The organism is Micromonospora sp. NBC_01392 (genome assembly GCF_045040125.1).
In the GTDB taxonomy this organism is placed as follows: domain Bacteria; phylum Actinomycetota; class Actinomycetes; order Mycobacteriales; family Micromonosporaceae; genus Micromonospora.
Window position 1 is genome coordinate 3,973,133 of record NZ_CP109549.1, and the last position, 15,166, is coordinate 3,988,298.

Here is a 15,166-nt window from a genome sequence, read left to right on the forward strand (position 1 = left end):
CCGTTCGCGACTGCGGGGCTCGCAGGACCGGCTCACTCCTCGCGCTCACCGGACCATCTCCGTGGACTCGTCGGCGGCCGTGACGGCACGCCACGCCGGCCCGTACCACTGCCTGCCGAAACCCTCGTGGTGCACCTGACCCGACCGGTAACCGGCCCCCGTCAACGCCGCCACCGACTGGCCCACCATCTCGTCGGACCCACACACGTACACATGCCGCGACCGCCAGTCCCCGTCGGCCAACACCCGGTCCACCACCCGCGCCTGCTCACCCGGCCGCACCGGATCCGACCCCGCCACGTACGACACCCGCAACCACGGACACGACGCGGCCACCTTGTCGATCGCCTCGCTGTCGTAGAACTCCGACCTCGACCGCGCCCCCACATACAGGTCCACCCGCCGGCCCGACCCCTCCGCCGCGACCTGCTCCACCAACGCCTTCACCGGCGCCCAACCGGTCCCACCGGCCAACAGCAGCAGATCCGACGACCCGGCCAACCGCAACGTCAACCCGTCCCCCACCGGCGCCGCCAGATGGATCTGATCACCCACCGCGCACCCGTACACCAGGCGCGACGACACCGCGCCACCCGGCGCCGCCCGCACGTGCAACTCCACCGTGCCGTCCGCGCGCGGCGCGTTCGCCGGCGAGTAGTACCGCCACGACCGCACCGCCGGATGCGACACCCCGATCGACTGCCCCGGCACGAACGGCAACAGATACTGCGGCCGCACCGTCAACACCGCCACGTCGAACGTGCGCTGCTCATGGGTCAACACCTCCGCCACCCACCACGGCGGCGAATGCGCCTCCGCCGCCTGCGCGGCCTCCGTCATCACCCGCGACACCAACCCGTACGCCGCCGCCCAGTCGGCCGCCAGCTCCTCGGACCACCCGTCACCGCAGAAGTGCCGCAGCGTCTCCACCAGCGCCTCACCGACCGCCGGGTAATGCTCGGCACGCACCGCGAACTTACGGTGATCCGCGCCCAGCTGCCGCAGGAAACCGACCAGCCGATCCACCTGGTCCACGTGCGACACGATGTGCCCCAACGCCGACACCAACCGGTCCCGCTGCCCCGCCATGTTCGTGCCGAACATCTGCCGGGTCTCCGGATGCGCCAGGAACAACGTCGAATAGAAGTAGAGCGGCACCTGGTCACCGTGCGCGGCGACCACCGACCAGCTCTGCCTGAGCCGATCCACGTCCACGCTCAGGCGTTCCCCGCCGACACGATCTGACCCCGCACCTGCCCCAACACCACCTGCACGTCGGCGATCACCTCCGCCGGCACACCCAACTCCACCAACGTCGCGCTCAGGTGCTCACCGACCCTCGCGTAGTGCGCCCCCGGAATAGCCAACGGCTGATGCGCCTCCGCCAACCCCCGACCCGCGTAGTCGTCCGGCCCACCCAGCACCACCGTCAACATCAACGCCAGATGCCGCCGCTGCGCCACCATGTCCACGTCGGCGAAGTAGCCGACCAACTCCCGATCCGCCAACACCCGGTCGTAGAACAGCTCCACCGCCGCCTTCACCGCCGCCGCACCACCGATGCGGTCGTAGTGGGAGATCGGGGTGGCCTCATTCGTCACCGTCATGCTCGGTCCTTCCACCAAGGGGCCCCGCGGCGACGCCGCGGCACGGACAACGCCAGTCGACGCGACAACACGCACCGTGACATCGACGCGTCAACGACAGTGACGGACCATAGCGCGCCCGCCGCCACCGTTCACGCCTGCCCCAACCCCATCCCGACAACCCTCAACCACGGACAGTCAACAAAACCGCCCCAGGACACCCACCGGCCCGCCCACCGGACCACCCACGGTCCCTTTCGGACACCGCATCGCTACCCATCGCGACCTGCGCACACCCCACCCACCACCGAACCCGCCCCACCCCACCCAGCAGACTTACCCACCGTCACCAAACGAAAGATCGCGCCGGGCCGAAAAGCCACGACGCGATCCCAAAACCGAAACGCCGAGAATCACCCGGCACGACGCCGCGCACGACGCGCCGCCAACTCGTCCCCCACCGAATCCGCCTCCGGCTCCGGCTCCACCGGAACCTCCCGACCCGACCCACCCGCCGGCTCCGCCGGCAGATGCGACAACGAACCCTGGATCTCCTTGAACGCCCCACCGATCGCGATGCCGAACACGCCCTGGCCACCCTGCAACAGGTCGACCACCTCCTCCGGCGACCGGCACTCGTACACCGTCGTCCCATCGGAGATCAACGTGATGCCGGCCAGATCATCCACCCCACGCGACCGCAACGCATCGATCGCCCGACGGATGTTCTGCAACGACACCCCCGCGTCCAACAACCGCTTCACGACCTTCAACACCACCAGGTCGCGGAACGAATACAACCGGGACGTCCCCGAACCCGACGCGTCCCGAACACTCGGCACCACCAGCGACGTCCGCGCCCAGTAGTCCAACTGCCGGTAACTGATCCCCACCGCCGAACACGCGGTCACACCCCGATAACCCACCTCGCCGTCACCGAACGACTCGGGCCCCACACCCGCCTGCTGCTCCGAACTCGGACCAGGATCTCGCGGCTCGTGCATCCGGACCAACCTCCCCGCCCGTGCGGCGCCACGTCGACTTCCCCGTACGCGCACCCCTCGACACGGCAACCCTAACGCCGGACAGCCGACAACACCGGCAGGAGCACCCCGACACGCCGCGCCACCAACCCACAACAGCACACACGGCGGCCAGCCGCCACCACCGTGACAACCACCGCCGCGCACCCCGGCCAGCCGGCCGGCCACCAGTCAGCCCGCGAAATCCTCCGGCCGCACCTGCTCCAGGAACTCCCGGAACTTCTCCACCTCGTCCTCCTGCTCATCCGGAATCACGATCCCCGCCTCACTCAGGACCTGCTCCGCACAACGAATCGGCGCACCCACCCGCAACGCCAACGCGATGGAGTCACTCGGCCGCGCCGAGACCCGCACCCCGTCACCCAGCAGCAGATCCGCGTAGAAGACGTTCTCCTTCAACTCGGTGATCTCCACCGCCCGCAACGGCGCCTGCAACGCCGCCAACACATCCCGCAGAAGATCATGCGTCAACGGCCGCGCCGGCTTGACCCCCTGCTGCTCATAAGCAATGGCCGTCGCCTCGACCGCACCGATCCAGATCGGCAGATAGCGGTCCCCCTCGACCTCCCGCAGCAGGACGATCGGCTGGTTGCTCGGCAACTCCACCCGAACTCCGACCACGCTCAGCTCGCGCACCGCCGCCTCCGTGTCGTCGTCACCTGCGCACCGCGCCCTTCCCTGCACGGTACACGGACCAGGACACGAGAGTCCCACGCGCTACGTGCACCACGCCTCGACAGACGGGCTTACCCCGGCAAGCCTACGACACGCCCATCCCGGCCGATCTTTCCGCGCCCACCCACGACGAAGGGGGCCGGGCACCCACCGGCACCCGACCCCCACCGACAACCTCACCGACCCAACGTCGACCGCAGCCCTACCCGCACCAACGCCGCGTGCAACTGCTGCGACAACGCCATCAACTCCCGCGCCGTCTCCGCCGCCCGCGCCCGCGCCGCCGGATCACTCTGCCGCGCCAACGGTGCCACCAACTGCGCGAACAGGCCGACCTCCCGATCCGCCGCCGACCGGTACGCCCGCAGATGCCGCGGCTGGAACCCGTACGCCGCCAACCCCGCCACCGCACTCGCGATGATCAACGCATCCCCGTCGTACCACCCCGGCGGATCCGACACCAGCACACCGAGCCGCTCCAACTCGACCAACGTCGACTCGTCGACCCCGCTACGGGCAATCAACTCCGCCCGACCCAGCCGCACCTCCGGCGACTCCACCGGCTCCGGCGGCTCCCGACCCGGCACCACACCACCCGGACCGACCGCCACCAGATTCGGCCGCGCCCGCCCCGACGGCGACGCATCCGAGCCGTCCCACTGCGCCAACTGATCCCGGATCACCCGCAACGGCAGATACTGATCCCGCTGCGCGGACAACACGAACCGCAACCGCGCCACGTCGTCCCAGCCGTACTTCCGGTAACCCGCCGGCGTCCGCTGCGGCTCCACCAGGCCCTCGGCCTCCAGGAACCGCAACTTCGAGATCGTCACGTCCGGAAACTCCGCCCGCAACTGCGCCAGCACCTCGCCGATACTCATCAGCGCAGGCGCCCGCCCCGCCCCGGACGGCGTCGAAGCCGCAGGCTCGTTCACCCCCGGCCGGCCTCCTCCTCCGGGCGCGGACCAGCGATGAACACGACCCGGAACTTGCCGATCTGCACCTCGTCACCGTTGCTCAACGTCGCCGCCTCGACCCGCTCACGGTTCACATACGTGCCGTTCAGGCTGCCCACATCCCGCACCGTGAACGTGCCGCCGTCCCGATGGAACTCCGCGTGCCGCCGCGACACCGTCACATCATCGAGGAAGATGTCACTGTCCGGGTGCCGACCACTCGTCGTCACATCGTGATCCAACAGGAACCGGGCACCCGCATTCGGGCCCCGCCGAACCACCAGCAACGCCATTCCCGGCGGCAACGAACCGGACATGCGGCTCGGCACCACATCGGTGTCCGGCCCCTCCAGCACTTCGTCGAGCGAACCGAGATTGAGCGTCGAAGTGACGTCGAGCGGGGGGAACTCGTCGTCGGGCCGCGTCATGGGACCACCTCACGGATCTGTTCGGTCGGCGTCGGGGAATGGCGGGTCTGGCCGCCGGGCGAACCCACACCCGGCGGCTGGCTCCCCATGCCCGGGAAGGCGCATTCCGCAACGCTCAAACAATTGGTTCTCGGTCGACTGGGCGAGCCTAGCCAGCGCCGAAATGCAGGGCAACCGGACGCGCGGAACCAACTCCGCCCGCCCGGCACGACACGAACTCAGCTCTCGGTGAGCTCGCGGTACGCGTCAGCGGTCAACAGACCCTCGACCGCCGCCGGATCATCCGGAGTGATCTCCACCAACCAACCCGCACCGTACGGATCCGTGTTGATCACCTCCGGCGTGTCGGTCAACGCCTCATTGCGCGCCGACACCGTGCCACTCAACGGCGCGTAGATCTCCGACACGCTCTTCGTCGACTCGATCTCCCCCAGCGACTCACCGGCCGCCACCACCGCACCGGAGTCCGGCAGCTGCACGAACACGATGTCACCCAGGGCATCCTGCGCGAAGTGCGTGATACCGACGCGGACGACACCACCGTCACCACCGACCACCCACTCGTGCTCGGCGGTGTACCGCAGATCCTCAGGAATCACCAGCTGCGTCCTTCGTCATCGGTGCACCGGACGAACCGGCGCGGGCCGCGACCGGTCAGGAGACCGGCCGGGCGTGGTCCAGCTTGATCGGCGCGTGCAGCTGCGAAACCTCCACAACCTCACGATCCTCGGACGTCACGTTACCGGCGGCGTCCCGCACCGATGAGACCACCCCGCCCGGAATGTTCAACGCCGTACGCATCGTCGCCGGGTCACCGATCACCAGGATCGTGTACGGGCCACTCAACCGCCGCCCGTCCACCACCAGACCCCCACCCGACGCGTCCACGAAATACGTCGACGCGATGATCCGCACCGCGGTGCCGTCCGCGCCCTGGATCTGCATCGCCTCCGCGCCCGCACCCCGCAACTCCTGCACCGCGTCCAGGATCCGCGTCGACGACATCGCCTTCTCCGGCCCCGAGAACCGCACCTCAAGACCCGGCCCCACCGCCGGCAGCGTCCCCGCCAGGATGCCCAGCTCGTCCGCCCGCCGCGTCGCCTCCTCCAACGCCGCCTGCCGACCCAGCTCACCGGAGCGCAACTGACGCTGGCTCTCCTCCAACGCCTCGATGTCCTGCCGCAGCCGCCGCTCCCGCGAATCCAGATCCGACGAGATCCGCACCAGGTCCTCCTCCCGCGTCGCCGCGAGCGTCGGATCCGTCGACGTCGTCTTCAACTGCACCACCAGCGTGAAGCCCAACAACGCCAGCAACACCGCGATCATCGCGCCCGCCGACGTCAACCGGCGCGACACCGGCGCACGATCCGGCGCCGCCGCGGCCCCCGGCTCCTCCGCCGGCGCCGGCACGTCCTCCTGCTCCACCGGCGCCGCGGGCGATACCGGCTCCACCGGTGCCAACGGGCTCAACTCGTCCGGATCGGGCGCGTCCGGACGCGGATCCGGCTCACCCGCCGGACCCGACGGCCGCCCCGGCCCCACCGGCGACGGCCAGCCCGTACCCGTCTCCCTGTGTTCCTCGCTCATCCCCACCAACCTACGCCCGGAACAGGTGCCGGCGGATCGCCGCCACGTTCCCGAAGATGCGCACCCCGAGCACGACCACCACGCCGGTGGACAACTGACCGCCCACCCCCAACTGGTCACCCAGGTACACGATCAGGCCCGCCACCAGCACGTTCGAGATGAACGACACCACGAACTGCTTGTCGTCGAAGATCCGGTCCAGCTTCGCCCGCACCCCACCGAACACCGCGTCCAACGCGGCCACCACCGCGATCGGCAGATACGGCTGCAACGCCGCCGGCACCGTGGGATCCAGATACACCCCCAGCACCACCCCGGCGAGCAACGCCAGCACCGCGATCATCGGCCACCTCCGGAGGGACTGGGAGAAACACCCGAGCCGGACGGCCCGGGACTGGACGAGCCCCCGACACCCGAGCCCGACGGCACCGGACTCGGACTCGCCGGCGACTCGGCGTAGCGTAGCCGTGGCTCAGGAGCCGCCGGCAGGGTGAGGTCGTCGACCTCCTTCACCCCGAACGACAACCCCGTCGTCTTCGCCACCTCACGCATCAACGCCGCCGCCCGACCGTCGTCGAACCGGTCCCGCATCGACCCCGGCCCGATCGCCTGCACCTCGTACGGACTCGTCACCGGCCGGTAGTCCACCAGGATCGCCTCCCCGGCCTGCCGGATCGTCGACGTCGCCGTCAGCCGCTGCCCGTTGATCGACACCGCCTCCGCGCCCGCCGCCCACAGACCGTTCGCCACCTTCTGCAGATCCGAGTACAACACCTGCGACGGACCCGCCTCGGCACCCGTCACCGCGTCCTTGTCACGCGGCGCGTCCACCAACCGCACCACCACACCGTCGCCCCGCACCCGCCCCAGGCCCGTCCCCGCCTCAAGATTGCGCAACCGGGACGCCTGCGAGCCGCTCAACGCCGCGTCCCGCTGCCGACCGACCTCCACGCGCAACTGCTCCGCCCGCTGGGTCAACCGGTCGGTCTCCGCCTCCCGCTGCTTGATCTCCGCGATCAACCCGGCCCGCGCCGTCGCCCGGCTCGGCTCCTCCGCCATCGTCTCCCGGTACGCCACCGCGAACAGGAACCCGATCACCGCCAGGACCACCAGACTCACCGGCCGGGCCAGCACCTGCCGCACCCGCGACACCGGACCGACCGCACGCCGCGCCGCGGCGTCCCCGTACCCCGGATCCAACGGATTGCGGAACAACTCGGTCAGGAAGTCCGGCGCGTACACCCGCGCCGACGGGTCGCGTTCCCCGTCCCGCGGCGGCGCCGCCGTCACGCCGACACCCCCGCGCGCCGGGCCCGCATCGCCCGGACCAGCCGACGCGCCTGCACCACGTACATCGCCCCGGCGGCCCAGTAGAGGACCAACCCCCACCAGGCCAGGCCCCAGCCGATCGCCCCGGCGACGGTGGCCGCGCCCGGCGCGGCGTCGGCCAGCAGCAGGATCGGGAACGCCGCCAACAGCAGGAACGTCGCGGTCTTGCCCACGTAGTGCACCGGCGGCGGGCCGTAGCCGTACCGGCGCAGCACCCCCAGTGAGCCGAGCAGCAGCAGTTCCCGGGCCAACAGCGCCGCGGTGAACTGCCAGGGGACCACCTCGCGGGCGGTGAACGCGAGCAGCGTGGCGAGAATGTAGAGCCGGTCGGCAAGCGGGTCCAGCAACTCACCCAGCCGGCTCACCTGCTGCAGACGCCGGGCGATCCAGCCGTCCACCCAGTCGCTGGTGCCGCCCACCGCCAGCACCACGATGGCGACCACGTCGGCGCGGACCACGAGGAAGAGGTAGAGGAACAGCGGCACGCCCAGCAGCCGGACGAAGCTGATCAGGTTCGGCAACGTGAGGACGCGGTCCGCCGCGACCGTCGCCGTGTCCCCCGGGTGCTCCGCTGGAGCCGGCCGACGCGACACCCCTCACCCTCCCTCCGCAGCACGGTCCGGCGGCCGTCGAACGGCCGCCGGAGGAACGTACGCGTTGCCGGCCGGTCAGACGCCGGCAGCCTCTGCGATCCCGGGCTGGGACCTCCCCGTTGCGGCCCGCGGTCACAGCGACCCGGGCCGGCCAGTTGCGCTGCCACTATATCGGGCTTCCCGCGTTCTTCCGGCTGCCCTGCTGCGTGGCTGCTCAGCGTGGCGGTGGTGGGCAGCGTCACATCGCGTGAGGCATCCTAGGACACTGGTGGAGCGGCTGCGGCTTGCGCACCCGGGGTCACGCCGAGCGGGCGGTGGAGTCGGAACCCGACTGCGGCGCGGTCATGGTGGCCGCCTGACCGAACGCCAGCAACGCCAGCAACAACTCGTGCTGCACCCGGTTGGGCATCCGGTCGAGCACCGCCTGCACCGCCCGGTGCCGCCGCTCCTGCAACTCGCGCAGCAGCGACTCCGCCGCGTTCGTGGGCAGCAGCCGCACCTCGCGCCGGTCCCTCGGGTCGGCCACCCGGCGCAGCAACCCGACCGCCTCCAGCCGGTCGCAGAGCCGGCTGGCCGACGACGGCACCACGTCCAGCAGCTCGGCCAGCCGGTTCACGTTGGTGTCCGGGTGGGACATGATTAGCGACAGCACCCGCAACTGGGTGGGCGAGACGCTGAGGTTGTGCCGTGAGGTGGCCGAGTCGAGCACACCGATGAGCGCCTCGGCAGCCGCCTCGACGGCCGCGGCAAGATTCGGAGGTCGCTCCACTCGCTGTCCCCTGCGATCGTCCCGCTCGTGTTCGCCCCGCCGCCCCGGTCACCGCCGCGAGGCGTCGTCCGGCCGGCTGGAACCGCGCCAGTCCAGGCAGACGACGACCGCGTCGTCGCGGAGATCCGCGTCGGCATGGTACGCGTGCAGTTCGCGCATCACCGTACCAACTGCCTCGGTGGCCGGCTGCAGCCGAGTGGACCGCATCGCCCGCGCCATCGCCCGCGCGCCGTAGGGCTCCTGCTCGTCCGGCTCCGCCGCGTACACCCCGTCGCTGACGACGAAGAGCCGGTCGCCCGGCTCCAGGCCGAATTCCTGCACGTCGTACCGGGTCTCGGCGAACATGCCCAGCGGCAACTGCTGGTCCAGTGTGACCGGGGTGACCCGGCCGCCGCGCAGCCGCAGCACGTGCGGGGAACCCGCGTCCACCGCCCGGACCACGCCCCGCCGGCCGTCCAGCTCCAGCAGCAGCGTGGCCACGTGCCGGCTGCCCCGGTGCTGGTAGAAGATCGTGTCGGAGGCCAGCTCCGCCTGCTCCACCAGGCTGCCGCCGGAGCGGCGCGCGTTCCGCATCGCGTTGACGGTCACGGCGGTGAGCAGCGACGCGGACAACCCGTTGCCGGCGCCGTTGAGCACCGTGACGGTGAGCCGGTCCCCGTCGACGGACCAGTCGAAGTGGTCACCACCCACCGTGTACGCCGGCTCGAGCTGCCCGGCCAGCAGCACGTCACCGTGCCGGACGCTGCGCCCGGGCAGCAGGTCCCACTGCATCTCGGCGGCCATGCTGAGCCGCTCCCGGCGACGCGCCCGGCGGTAGCGGTCGGTCTCCCGGTCGGCCGCGCGGATCGCCACCGCCAGGTCGCCGGCGGCGTCCCGGGCCGCCGCCACCGTCGCCGCGTCCGGAACGGCCGGCAGCTCGACCATCAGCACCCCGAGCCGTTCGCCCCACACCGACAGCGGCAGGTAGGCCCGGCACCGGCCGTCGTCGGCGGTGTCCAGCACCGGCTCCTGGCTGCTGAAGCAGCGCTGGGCCACCCCGTGGGAGCGGAGCGGGCCGCCGTCGGGGCGCTCCGGGTCCAGCACCGGCCACAGGCCGCTGGACCGGTAGTCGGCGACGAACACCTCCGCACGCGCGGCGCCGAGCGTGTGGCGCAACACCGCGTCCGCGGTCTCCGCCAACTGGTCGGGGGGCGCCGTGCGCAGGGCACGCGACACCGATCCGGACGCCTCCGGCATGCTTCATCCTCCGATGACGACTATTGCTACAGAGCAAACATCATACGGAGGAGGACCGACACCGGACGCGCCACCTCGACCGGCGGCTCAGTCGGCCGGTCGACACGCCAGCGCGCCGTGAAACGCGTCCGGCACCGGCTCCGGTTCGCCCACCGGCCGCCACCGCGCGACCGGCACCACGCCCTCGGCCGTCGGACGCCACCGGCCGAGCAGCGGCGGGAACCGCTCGGGTTCGCGCATCCGGAACGCCGGCCCCATCATGGCCAGCGCCTCCGGGTACGCGGCGAGTTCCGGGCCGTCGAAGTCGATCGCCAGCCAACTACCCGGCGCCGCCGCCCGGCACAGCTCGTCGAGCGTCCGGGCGAGCGTGTCGTCGTCCAGGAACGCGGCCAGGCCCAGGAAGACCACCCCGACCGGTCCGCTCCCCCAGCCCGGCACGAAGCGACGCAGCTGGGCCGGATCGAGCGTACCGATGTCGCTGGCGTCACCGTGGCCGTAGCCGGCCCGGTCGCTGCCGGCCAGCAGGCGCTGGCCGAGCCGGACCGTCTCCGGGTCGGCGTCGGTGTAGAGCACGCTCGCCTCAGGTGCCACCTCGTGCACGTTTCCGCAGGTCGGCACGCCCGCGCCGAAGACGAGGAACTCGTCCACCCCGGCGGCGGCGACGGCCCGCACGGTGCGGCCGAGAAAGGCCCGCAACGAGCGGAAGATCGCCGCGCACGGCCCGTACGCCGCCTCGAACGCGGTCGCCGCGGCCACGTCCACCGGGCGGTGGTCCCGGCCGCCGAGCCAGTGGTCGATCATGCGGGCGGTGCTGGGCAGGTCCGGCTCGACCATCGACGGGGCTCCCTCCCGTGCGCGCTGGCGTCAGCGTACCGAGCGGGCGACTCACCCGGTATCGCCCCGGCGGGGCCGCGCCGGCCGCGATACTGGCGGCGCGGGCCGGCGGGGCGGCCGGCGGCGAGGAGGTACCGGTGAACTCGGCGAACGGCGCGGCGGTGGTGGTCGGCGTGGACGGCTCCGAGTCGGCGACGCGGGCCGTGCGGCTGGCCGCCCGGGAGGCCGCTCGCCGCAACCGTCCGCTGCGTGTGGTGCACGGCTTCATCTGGCCGCTGCTGCGGGTGCCGGTGTCGGCGCCCGCGCAGGCGCCACCCGGCGCCGGCCTGCGTCACCAGGCCGAACAACTGGTCGGCGACGCGGTCGCGACGGCCGAGGCGGAGTGCCCCGGGCTGCGGATCACCGGCGAGATCATCGACGGGGAGGCGGCCGCCGTGCTGCTCGGCGAGTCCCCCAGCGCCGCCCTGGTGGTGCTCGGCGACCGGGGCCTCGGCGGTTTTGCCGCGCTGGTGCTCGGCTCCGTCGCGGTACAGGTCGCCTCGTACGCCGACTGCCCGGTGCTGGTCGCCCGCGGCGCGGCCCGCGACGCCGGCCCGGTGGTGGTCGGCGTGGACGGCTCCCCGCTGTCGCGCGCCGCCGTCGAGTTCGCCGCCGGCACCGCGTCCTCGCGCGGGGCCCGCCTGCACGCGGTGCACGCCTACACCCACCCGGCCTCGACCGGGCCCGGCGACATGCAGCCCCTGGTGCACGACGAGGACCAGCTCCGCGGCGAGGAGGACCAGGTGCTGGCCGAGTCGCTGGCCGGCATCGCGGAACGCTGGCCGGACGTGCCGGTGACCCGCGAGGTGACGCACGCCCGGCCGGTCGCGGCGCTGGTCGCGGCCGCACGCGACGCCCAACTGGTCGTGGTGGGCCGGCGGGGTCGCGGCGAGCTGACCGGGCTGCTGCTCGGCTCGGTGAGCCAGGCCCTGCTGCACCGCGCCGACTGCCCGGTGGCGGTGGTCCGCGCCCCCGAGTGAGCGCCGGGCCAGGCGGCGCTGTCCGTTCCACGGTTGGCGCCGGCCGGGGCGGGTAGACGGGGCCGACAGCGACAGCGACCGGAGGAGGCAGCGATGCCAGGACCACGGCCGGGCAGCAACGCGTACGACAAGCAGCGGGCGCGGTTGCGCGACCGCGTCGAGCAGTCCGGGCGGGCCGCCGACCAGGAGGCGAACCAGGTGGCCAACCGGATCCTGCAGGACGACCGGGGTCAGCGCGGCGTCGTCCGGGGCGAACGGACCTACGGGCCCAAGGGCGAACGCGAACCGGGCGACCCGAAGTGAGAACGGCGCCCCTGGTCGACGGCGCCATCGCGGGCGCCGTCGGCAGCGCCGTGCTCAACGTGGTCAGCTACCTCGACATGACGCTGCGGGCCCGTCCGGCCAGCACCACGCCGGAGACCACCGCCGGCCGCCTCGCCGACGTGGCGCACGTCGACCTCGGGCCCGCCGAGGAGGCGGCGAACCGCCGCGCCGGCCTCGGGCCGGTGCTCGGGTACGCCACCGGCATCGCCGCCGGCGCGGTGTTCGGCCTGCTCGCCGCGCGCCGCCGGGTGCCGCTGCCGGTGGCCGTGACGCTGCTCGGCGGCGGCGTGATGGCCACCTCCGACAGCTCGATGACGCTGCTCGGCGTGACCGACCCGCGCACCTGGCGACGCGTCGACTGGGCGTCCGACCTGGTGCCGCACCTGGCGTACGGGCTGGCGGCCGCAGCCACCTGGCGGAGGCTGCGGCCGTCGTCGCCGCGCGGTTAGCGGTCGCTGGCGTCCTCGGCCACCGGCTCGCCGGCCGGGCCGTACGGCGACACCTGTCCCTTCGGCACCCGTCGACCGGCGTCGGCGTTGGACGTGCCCCCGCCCCGCGAGCGGTCACCGCCCGTGCCGGCGGACTTCCGGCTGTCCTGGCTGGTCGCGCCGAGATCGTTCCGGCGCAGTTCCTCCTGCTGGGGCTTGACCACAGGTCTCTCCCTTCCCGGTGGGAGCGCGCGGCCGTCGACCACGCACGTCGTCCGGGTACCCGCCGCCGACCGGCGCATTCCGATGCCGCCGACGGGTCTGGGCCGGCCCCGGGCGGGTAACCCGGTGGAATGCCTGACGATCGGAACGTGGCGCGGGCCCTGCTGGACCGACAGTCCCGCACGTACGCGGAAGAGGCCGGGATCACGCTCGCGGACCGGCCCGGGCCGCTCTACCAGTTGCTGGTGCTCACCACGCTGCTGAGCACCCGGATCCGGGCGAGCGTGGCGGTCGCCGCGGCCCGGGAGCTGTTCTCCGCCGGCTGGCGGACCCCGCAGGCGATGGAGGCGGCGAGCTGGCAGGACCGGGTCGACGCGTTGGGCCGGGGCCACTACCGGCGCTACGACGAGCGGACCGCCACCATGCTCGGCACCGGGGCCCGGCTGTGCCTGGACCGGTGGCACGGCGACCTGCGGCGGCTGCACCGGGAGGCCGGCGCGGACCGCGCGGTGCTGCGCCGGTTCCTCACCGAGTTCCCCGGCATCGGCCCGACCGGGGCGGACATCTTCCTGCGGGAGGCGCAGGCGGTCTGGCCCGACGTGCGCCCGTACGCGGACCGCCGCACCCTGGCCGGGGCGCGGCGGCTGGGTCTGCCGGCGAATCCGGGCAGCCTGGTCGGGTTGGTCGGGGAGGCCGACTTCGGGCGGCTGGCGTCGGCGCTGGTCCGGGTGGCGCTCGGCGAGGAGTCGGCCGGTGAGGTGAGCCGCTCCGCCGCGGCGGCCCGCTGAGCCGGCGGGCTACTTGGCCGGGCCGGGCCGGGTCAGGTGCCAGGCCAGCAGCGAGGCGAGCAGGGCGAGCAGCACCACGCCGCCGGAGATGCCACCGCCCTCCCCGCCGCTCGCGCGGTGCCCGGTGGCGCCGAAGTAGATCACGGCCAGCCCGGCGAGGACGGCGACGAACGTCCGCATGCCTCGGTCCTTCACGTCCCGGACGGTACGGCCGCCGACCGGCACGCAGTGCCGGTTCGCCCCGGTTGTCCCCCGTCCGGGTCAGTCCGTCTCCAGGTCGTCGAGGGAGACGGCGTGGGTCATCAACCAGCGGGCCAATGCGGCCATCCCGAACAGCCACAGCGGCGCCGACTCGGTGGTGCCGTTCGTGGCGAAGATGGCGAACCGCAGGTCCGGGGCCCGGTACGCCTCGATCCGCCACCTGTGGTTCTTGTCCCGCCAGACCGCGGAAGGGTCCATGGCGTCACGGTAGGTGACCGGGCCGGGCCGTCGTCGCCGGTTGGCTCACCCGCCCGGCACCACGTATCCGCCGAGCAGCATGCGCAGCGCCGCCACCGCGATCGACACCGCGATGCCGCCGACCAGCCACCAGCCCAGCCCGGCCCAGCCGGTGCGGCGTGCCCGGGCGGCCGGCACGTCCGCGCGCCACCGTTCCCGGTAGGCCCAGGCGAGCACGCCGAGGCCGAACGGCAGCAACCCGATCCAGAACCAGTACCAGCGTGTCCCTAGCACCGGTGGCGGGCCGGCGACCAGCGTGAGCAGCCAGCCGACGCCGATCGCCAGGGCGAACAGCGCGGCCGTGTTCGCGATCGTGTCGGCGCGGGTGTCGCCGCCGTGGGTGGTGGCGTCCCGGGCCCTCGGGTCGGCGAGCGGGTCGGGGCCCGGGTCGGGCCACCGGGCGTCGGCGTCGCCGGTCGGGTCGCCGCTCGCCGGGGTGGCGTCGCCGGTCGCCGGGCCGGGGTCGCCTGCGGCCGGGCCGGAGTCGCCGGTGGCCGGGCCGTCCGCGCCGGAGCCGCCGTCCGGGAGCGACGCGGGCGCGTAGGTGTAGCGGAACTGGCCGTCGGGACGGGCCCAGACCACCGTCGAGCCGCCCTGGGCGTACCGGGGCTCGGGACGGCGGGCCCACGGGCCGGAGTCGTCCCACCCGTCGGCACGCGCGATCGTCAGCACCCGGCCGGCGGCGAGGTCCCGTTCCAGTTCGGCGGCGTCGACCGAGCGCGGGGCCGACCACCAGGCGAGCGCCGCCCAGACCAGCCAGCAGACCAGCACCGCGAGCGGAACCACCCGGTTCGGCCACGCCCGGTCGGCCCGCACGGCGCGACGCACGTCGATCATGCGGCCAGCCTGCC

22 protein-coding genes are annotated in these 15,166 nt (G+C 72.9%); 4 read left to right on the plus strand and 18 right to left on the minus strand.

Features of this window, described 5'->3' with window-relative positions; all coding sequences use genetic code 11:
• Positions 1 to 45 precede the first annotated feature (45 nt).
• The 14 genes from OG767_RS17215 to OG767_RS17280 all read right to left on the minus strand — a co-directional run bounded on the left by OG767_RS17215 (position 46) and on the right by OG767_RS17280 (position 11,036).
• Positions 46 to 1,209 (minus strand): globin domain-containing protein, encoded by a 1,164-nt coding sequence (locus tag OG767_RS17215; protein WP_405089485.1) that lies wholly within the window; start codon positions 1,207 to 1,209, stop codon positions 46 to 48.
• Positions 1,210 to 1,217: 8 nt separating this feature from the next.
• Positions 1,218 to 1,607, minus strand: coding sequence for a group 1 truncated hemoglobin (locus OG767_RS17220; RefSeq protein ID WP_405089486.1), 390 nt, complete (start codon positions 1,605 to 1,607; stop codon positions 1,218 to 1,220).
• 392 nt (positions 1,608 to 1,999) lie between these two features.
• Positions 2,000 to 2,590: a MerR family transcriptional regulator gene (locus OG767_RS17225; RefSeq protein ID WP_405089487.1), complete on the minus strand. Its 591-nt coding sequence runs from the start codon at positions 2,588 to 2,590 to the stop codon at positions 2,000 to 2,002.
• Between the two features lie 210 nt (positions 2,591 to 2,800).
• On the minus strand, positions 2,801 to 3,265 hold the full coding sequence (locus OG767_RS17230) for a bifunctional nuclease family protein (protein ID WP_088647333.1): 465 nt from the start codon (positions 3,263 to 3,265) through the stop codon (positions 2,801 to 2,803).
• Between the two features lie 215 nt (positions 3,266 to 3,480).
• Positions 3,481 to 4,185, minus strand: a complete 705-nt coding sequence (locus tag OG767_RS17235; RefSeq protein WP_405089488.1) for a MerR family transcriptional regulator — start codon at positions 4,183 to 4,185, stop codon at positions 3,481 to 3,483.
• A gap of 50 nt (positions 4,186 to 4,235) precedes the next feature.
• Positions 4,236 to 4,688 carry an FHA domain-containing protein gene (locus OG767_RS17240; protein ID WP_007071101.1) on the minus strand — a complete coding sequence of 151 codons (453 nt, stop codon included), beginning with the start codon at positions 4,686 to 4,688 and terminating at the stop codon, positions 4,236 to 4,238.
• A 218-nt stretch (positions 4,689 to 4,906) separates the two neighbouring features.
• Positions 4,907 to 5,287, minus strand: a complete 381-nt coding sequence (gene gcvH, locus OG767_RS17245; protein ID WP_107157839.1) for a glycine cleavage system protein GcvH — start codon at positions 5,285 to 5,287, stop codon at positions 4,907 to 4,909.
• 55 nt (positions 5,288 to 5,342) lie between these two features.
• Positions 5,343 to 6,275 carry a DUF881 domain-containing protein gene (locus OG767_RS17250; protein WP_405089489.1) on the minus strand — a complete coding sequence of 311 codons (933 nt, stop codon included), beginning with the start codon at positions 6,273 to 6,275 and terminating at the stop codon, positions 5,343 to 5,345.
• Between the two features lie 10 nt (positions 6,276 to 6,285).
• Positions 6,286 to 6,618 (minus strand): small basic family protein, encoded by a 333-nt coding sequence (locus OG767_RS17255; protein ID WP_007071104.1) that lies wholly within the window; start codon positions 6,616 to 6,618, stop codon positions 6,286 to 6,288.
• Positions 6,615 to 7,565, minus strand: coding sequence for a DUF881 domain-containing protein (locus OG767_RS17260; RefSeq protein ID WP_405089490.1), 951 nt, complete (start codon positions 7,563 to 7,565; stop codon positions 6,615 to 6,617). The genes OG767_RS17255 and OG767_RS17260 overlap by 4 nt, the downstream gene beginning before the upstream one ends.
• Entirely contained in the window at positions 7,562 to 8,197 is a 636-nt protein-coding gene (locus tag OG767_RS17265; RefSeq protein ID WP_405089491.1) for a CDP-alcohol phosphatidyltransferase family protein, read from the minus strand. Before OG767_RS17265 ends, OG767_RS17260 begins: the two co-directional genes overlap by 4 nt.
• Positions 8,198 to 8,495: 298 nt before the next feature.
• Positions 8,496 to 8,966 (minus strand): MarR family transcriptional regulator, encoded by a 471-nt coding sequence (locus tag OG767_RS17270; protein WP_281941327.1) that lies wholly within the window; start codon positions 8,964 to 8,966, stop codon positions 8,496 to 8,498.
• A 48-nt stretch (positions 8,967 to 9,014) separates the two neighbouring features.
• The gene (locus OG767_RS17275) at positions 9,015 to 10,202 is read right to left on the minus strand and encodes a PP2C family protein-serine/threonine phosphatase (protein WP_281941329.1); all 1,188 of its coding nucleotides are present in this window, start codon (positions 10,200 to 10,202) and stop codon (positions 9,015 to 9,017) included.
• An 87-nt stretch (positions 10,203 to 10,289) separates the two neighbouring features.
• On the minus strand, positions 10,290 to 11,036 hold the full coding sequence (locus OG767_RS17280; RefSeq protein ID WP_405089492.1) for an SAM-dependent methyltransferase: 747 nt from the start codon (positions 11,034 to 11,036) through the stop codon (positions 10,290 to 10,292).
• Positions 11,037 to 11,173: 137 nt separating this feature from the next.
• Between OG767_RS17280 and OG767_RS17285 the strand changes: the two genes are divergently transcribed.
• From OG767_RS17285 to OG767_RS17295, 3 genes are all read left to right on the plus strand, one after another.
• A complete protein-coding gene (locus tag OG767_RS17285) occupies positions 11,174 to 12,055 on the plus strand; it encodes a universal stress protein (RefSeq protein ID WP_405089493.1) in 882 nt (293 codons plus the stop codon).
• 93 nt (positions 12,056 to 12,148) lie between these two features.
• A complete protein-coding gene (locus OG767_RS17290) occupies positions 12,149 to 12,358 on the plus strand; it encodes a phosphatidylethanolamine-binding protein (protein ID WP_091056824.1) in 210 nt (69 codons plus the stop codon).
• A complete protein-coding gene (locus OG767_RS17295) occupies positions 12,355 to 12,828 on the plus strand; it encodes a hypothetical protein (protein ID WP_405089494.1) in 474 nt (157 codons plus the stop codon). Before OG767_RS17290 ends, OG767_RS17295 begins: the two co-directional genes overlap by 4 nt.
• Here OG767_RS17295 and OG767_RS17300 read toward each other — a convergent pair.
• Positions 12,825 to 13,031 (minus strand): hypothetical protein, encoded by a 207-nt coding sequence (locus OG767_RS17300; RefSeq protein ID WP_405089495.1) that lies wholly within the window; start codon positions 13,029 to 13,031, stop codon positions 12,825 to 12,827. The genes OG767_RS17295 and OG767_RS17300 overlap by 4 nt on opposite strands.
• A gap of 129 nt (positions 13,032 to 13,160) precedes the next feature.
• On the opposite strand from OG767_RS17300, the gene OG767_RS17305 reads away from it, so the two are divergent.
• Positions 13,161 to 13,817, plus strand: coding sequence for a hypothetical protein (locus OG767_RS17305; RefSeq protein WP_405089496.1), 657 nt, complete (start codon positions 13,161 to 13,163; stop codon positions 13,815 to 13,817).
• A gap of 9 nt (positions 13,818 to 13,826) precedes the next feature.
• Here the strand turns inward: OG767_RS17305 and OG767_RS17310 are convergent, their stop codons facing one another.
• From OG767_RS17310 to OG767_RS17320, 3 genes are all read right to left on the minus strand, one after another.
• Complete coding sequence (locus OG767_RS17310; RefSeq protein WP_405089497.1) at positions 13,827 to 14,012, minus strand: hypothetical protein; 186 nt, start codon at positions 14,010 to 14,012, stop codon at positions 13,827 to 13,829.
• Positions 14,013 to 14,078: 66 nt separating this feature from the next.
• Entirely contained in the window at positions 14,079 to 14,276 is a 198-nt protein-coding gene (locus tag OG767_RS17315) for a hypothetical protein (protein WP_107157830.1), read from the minus strand.
• A 45-nt stretch (positions 14,277 to 14,321) separates the two neighbouring features.
• Positions 14,322 to 15,152 (minus strand): hypothetical protein, encoded by an 831-nt coding sequence (locus OG767_RS17320; RefSeq protein ID WP_405089498.1) that lies wholly within the window; start codon positions 15,150 to 15,152, stop codon positions 14,322 to 14,324.
• Between the last annotated feature and the right edge of the window lie 14 nt (positions 15,153 to 15,166).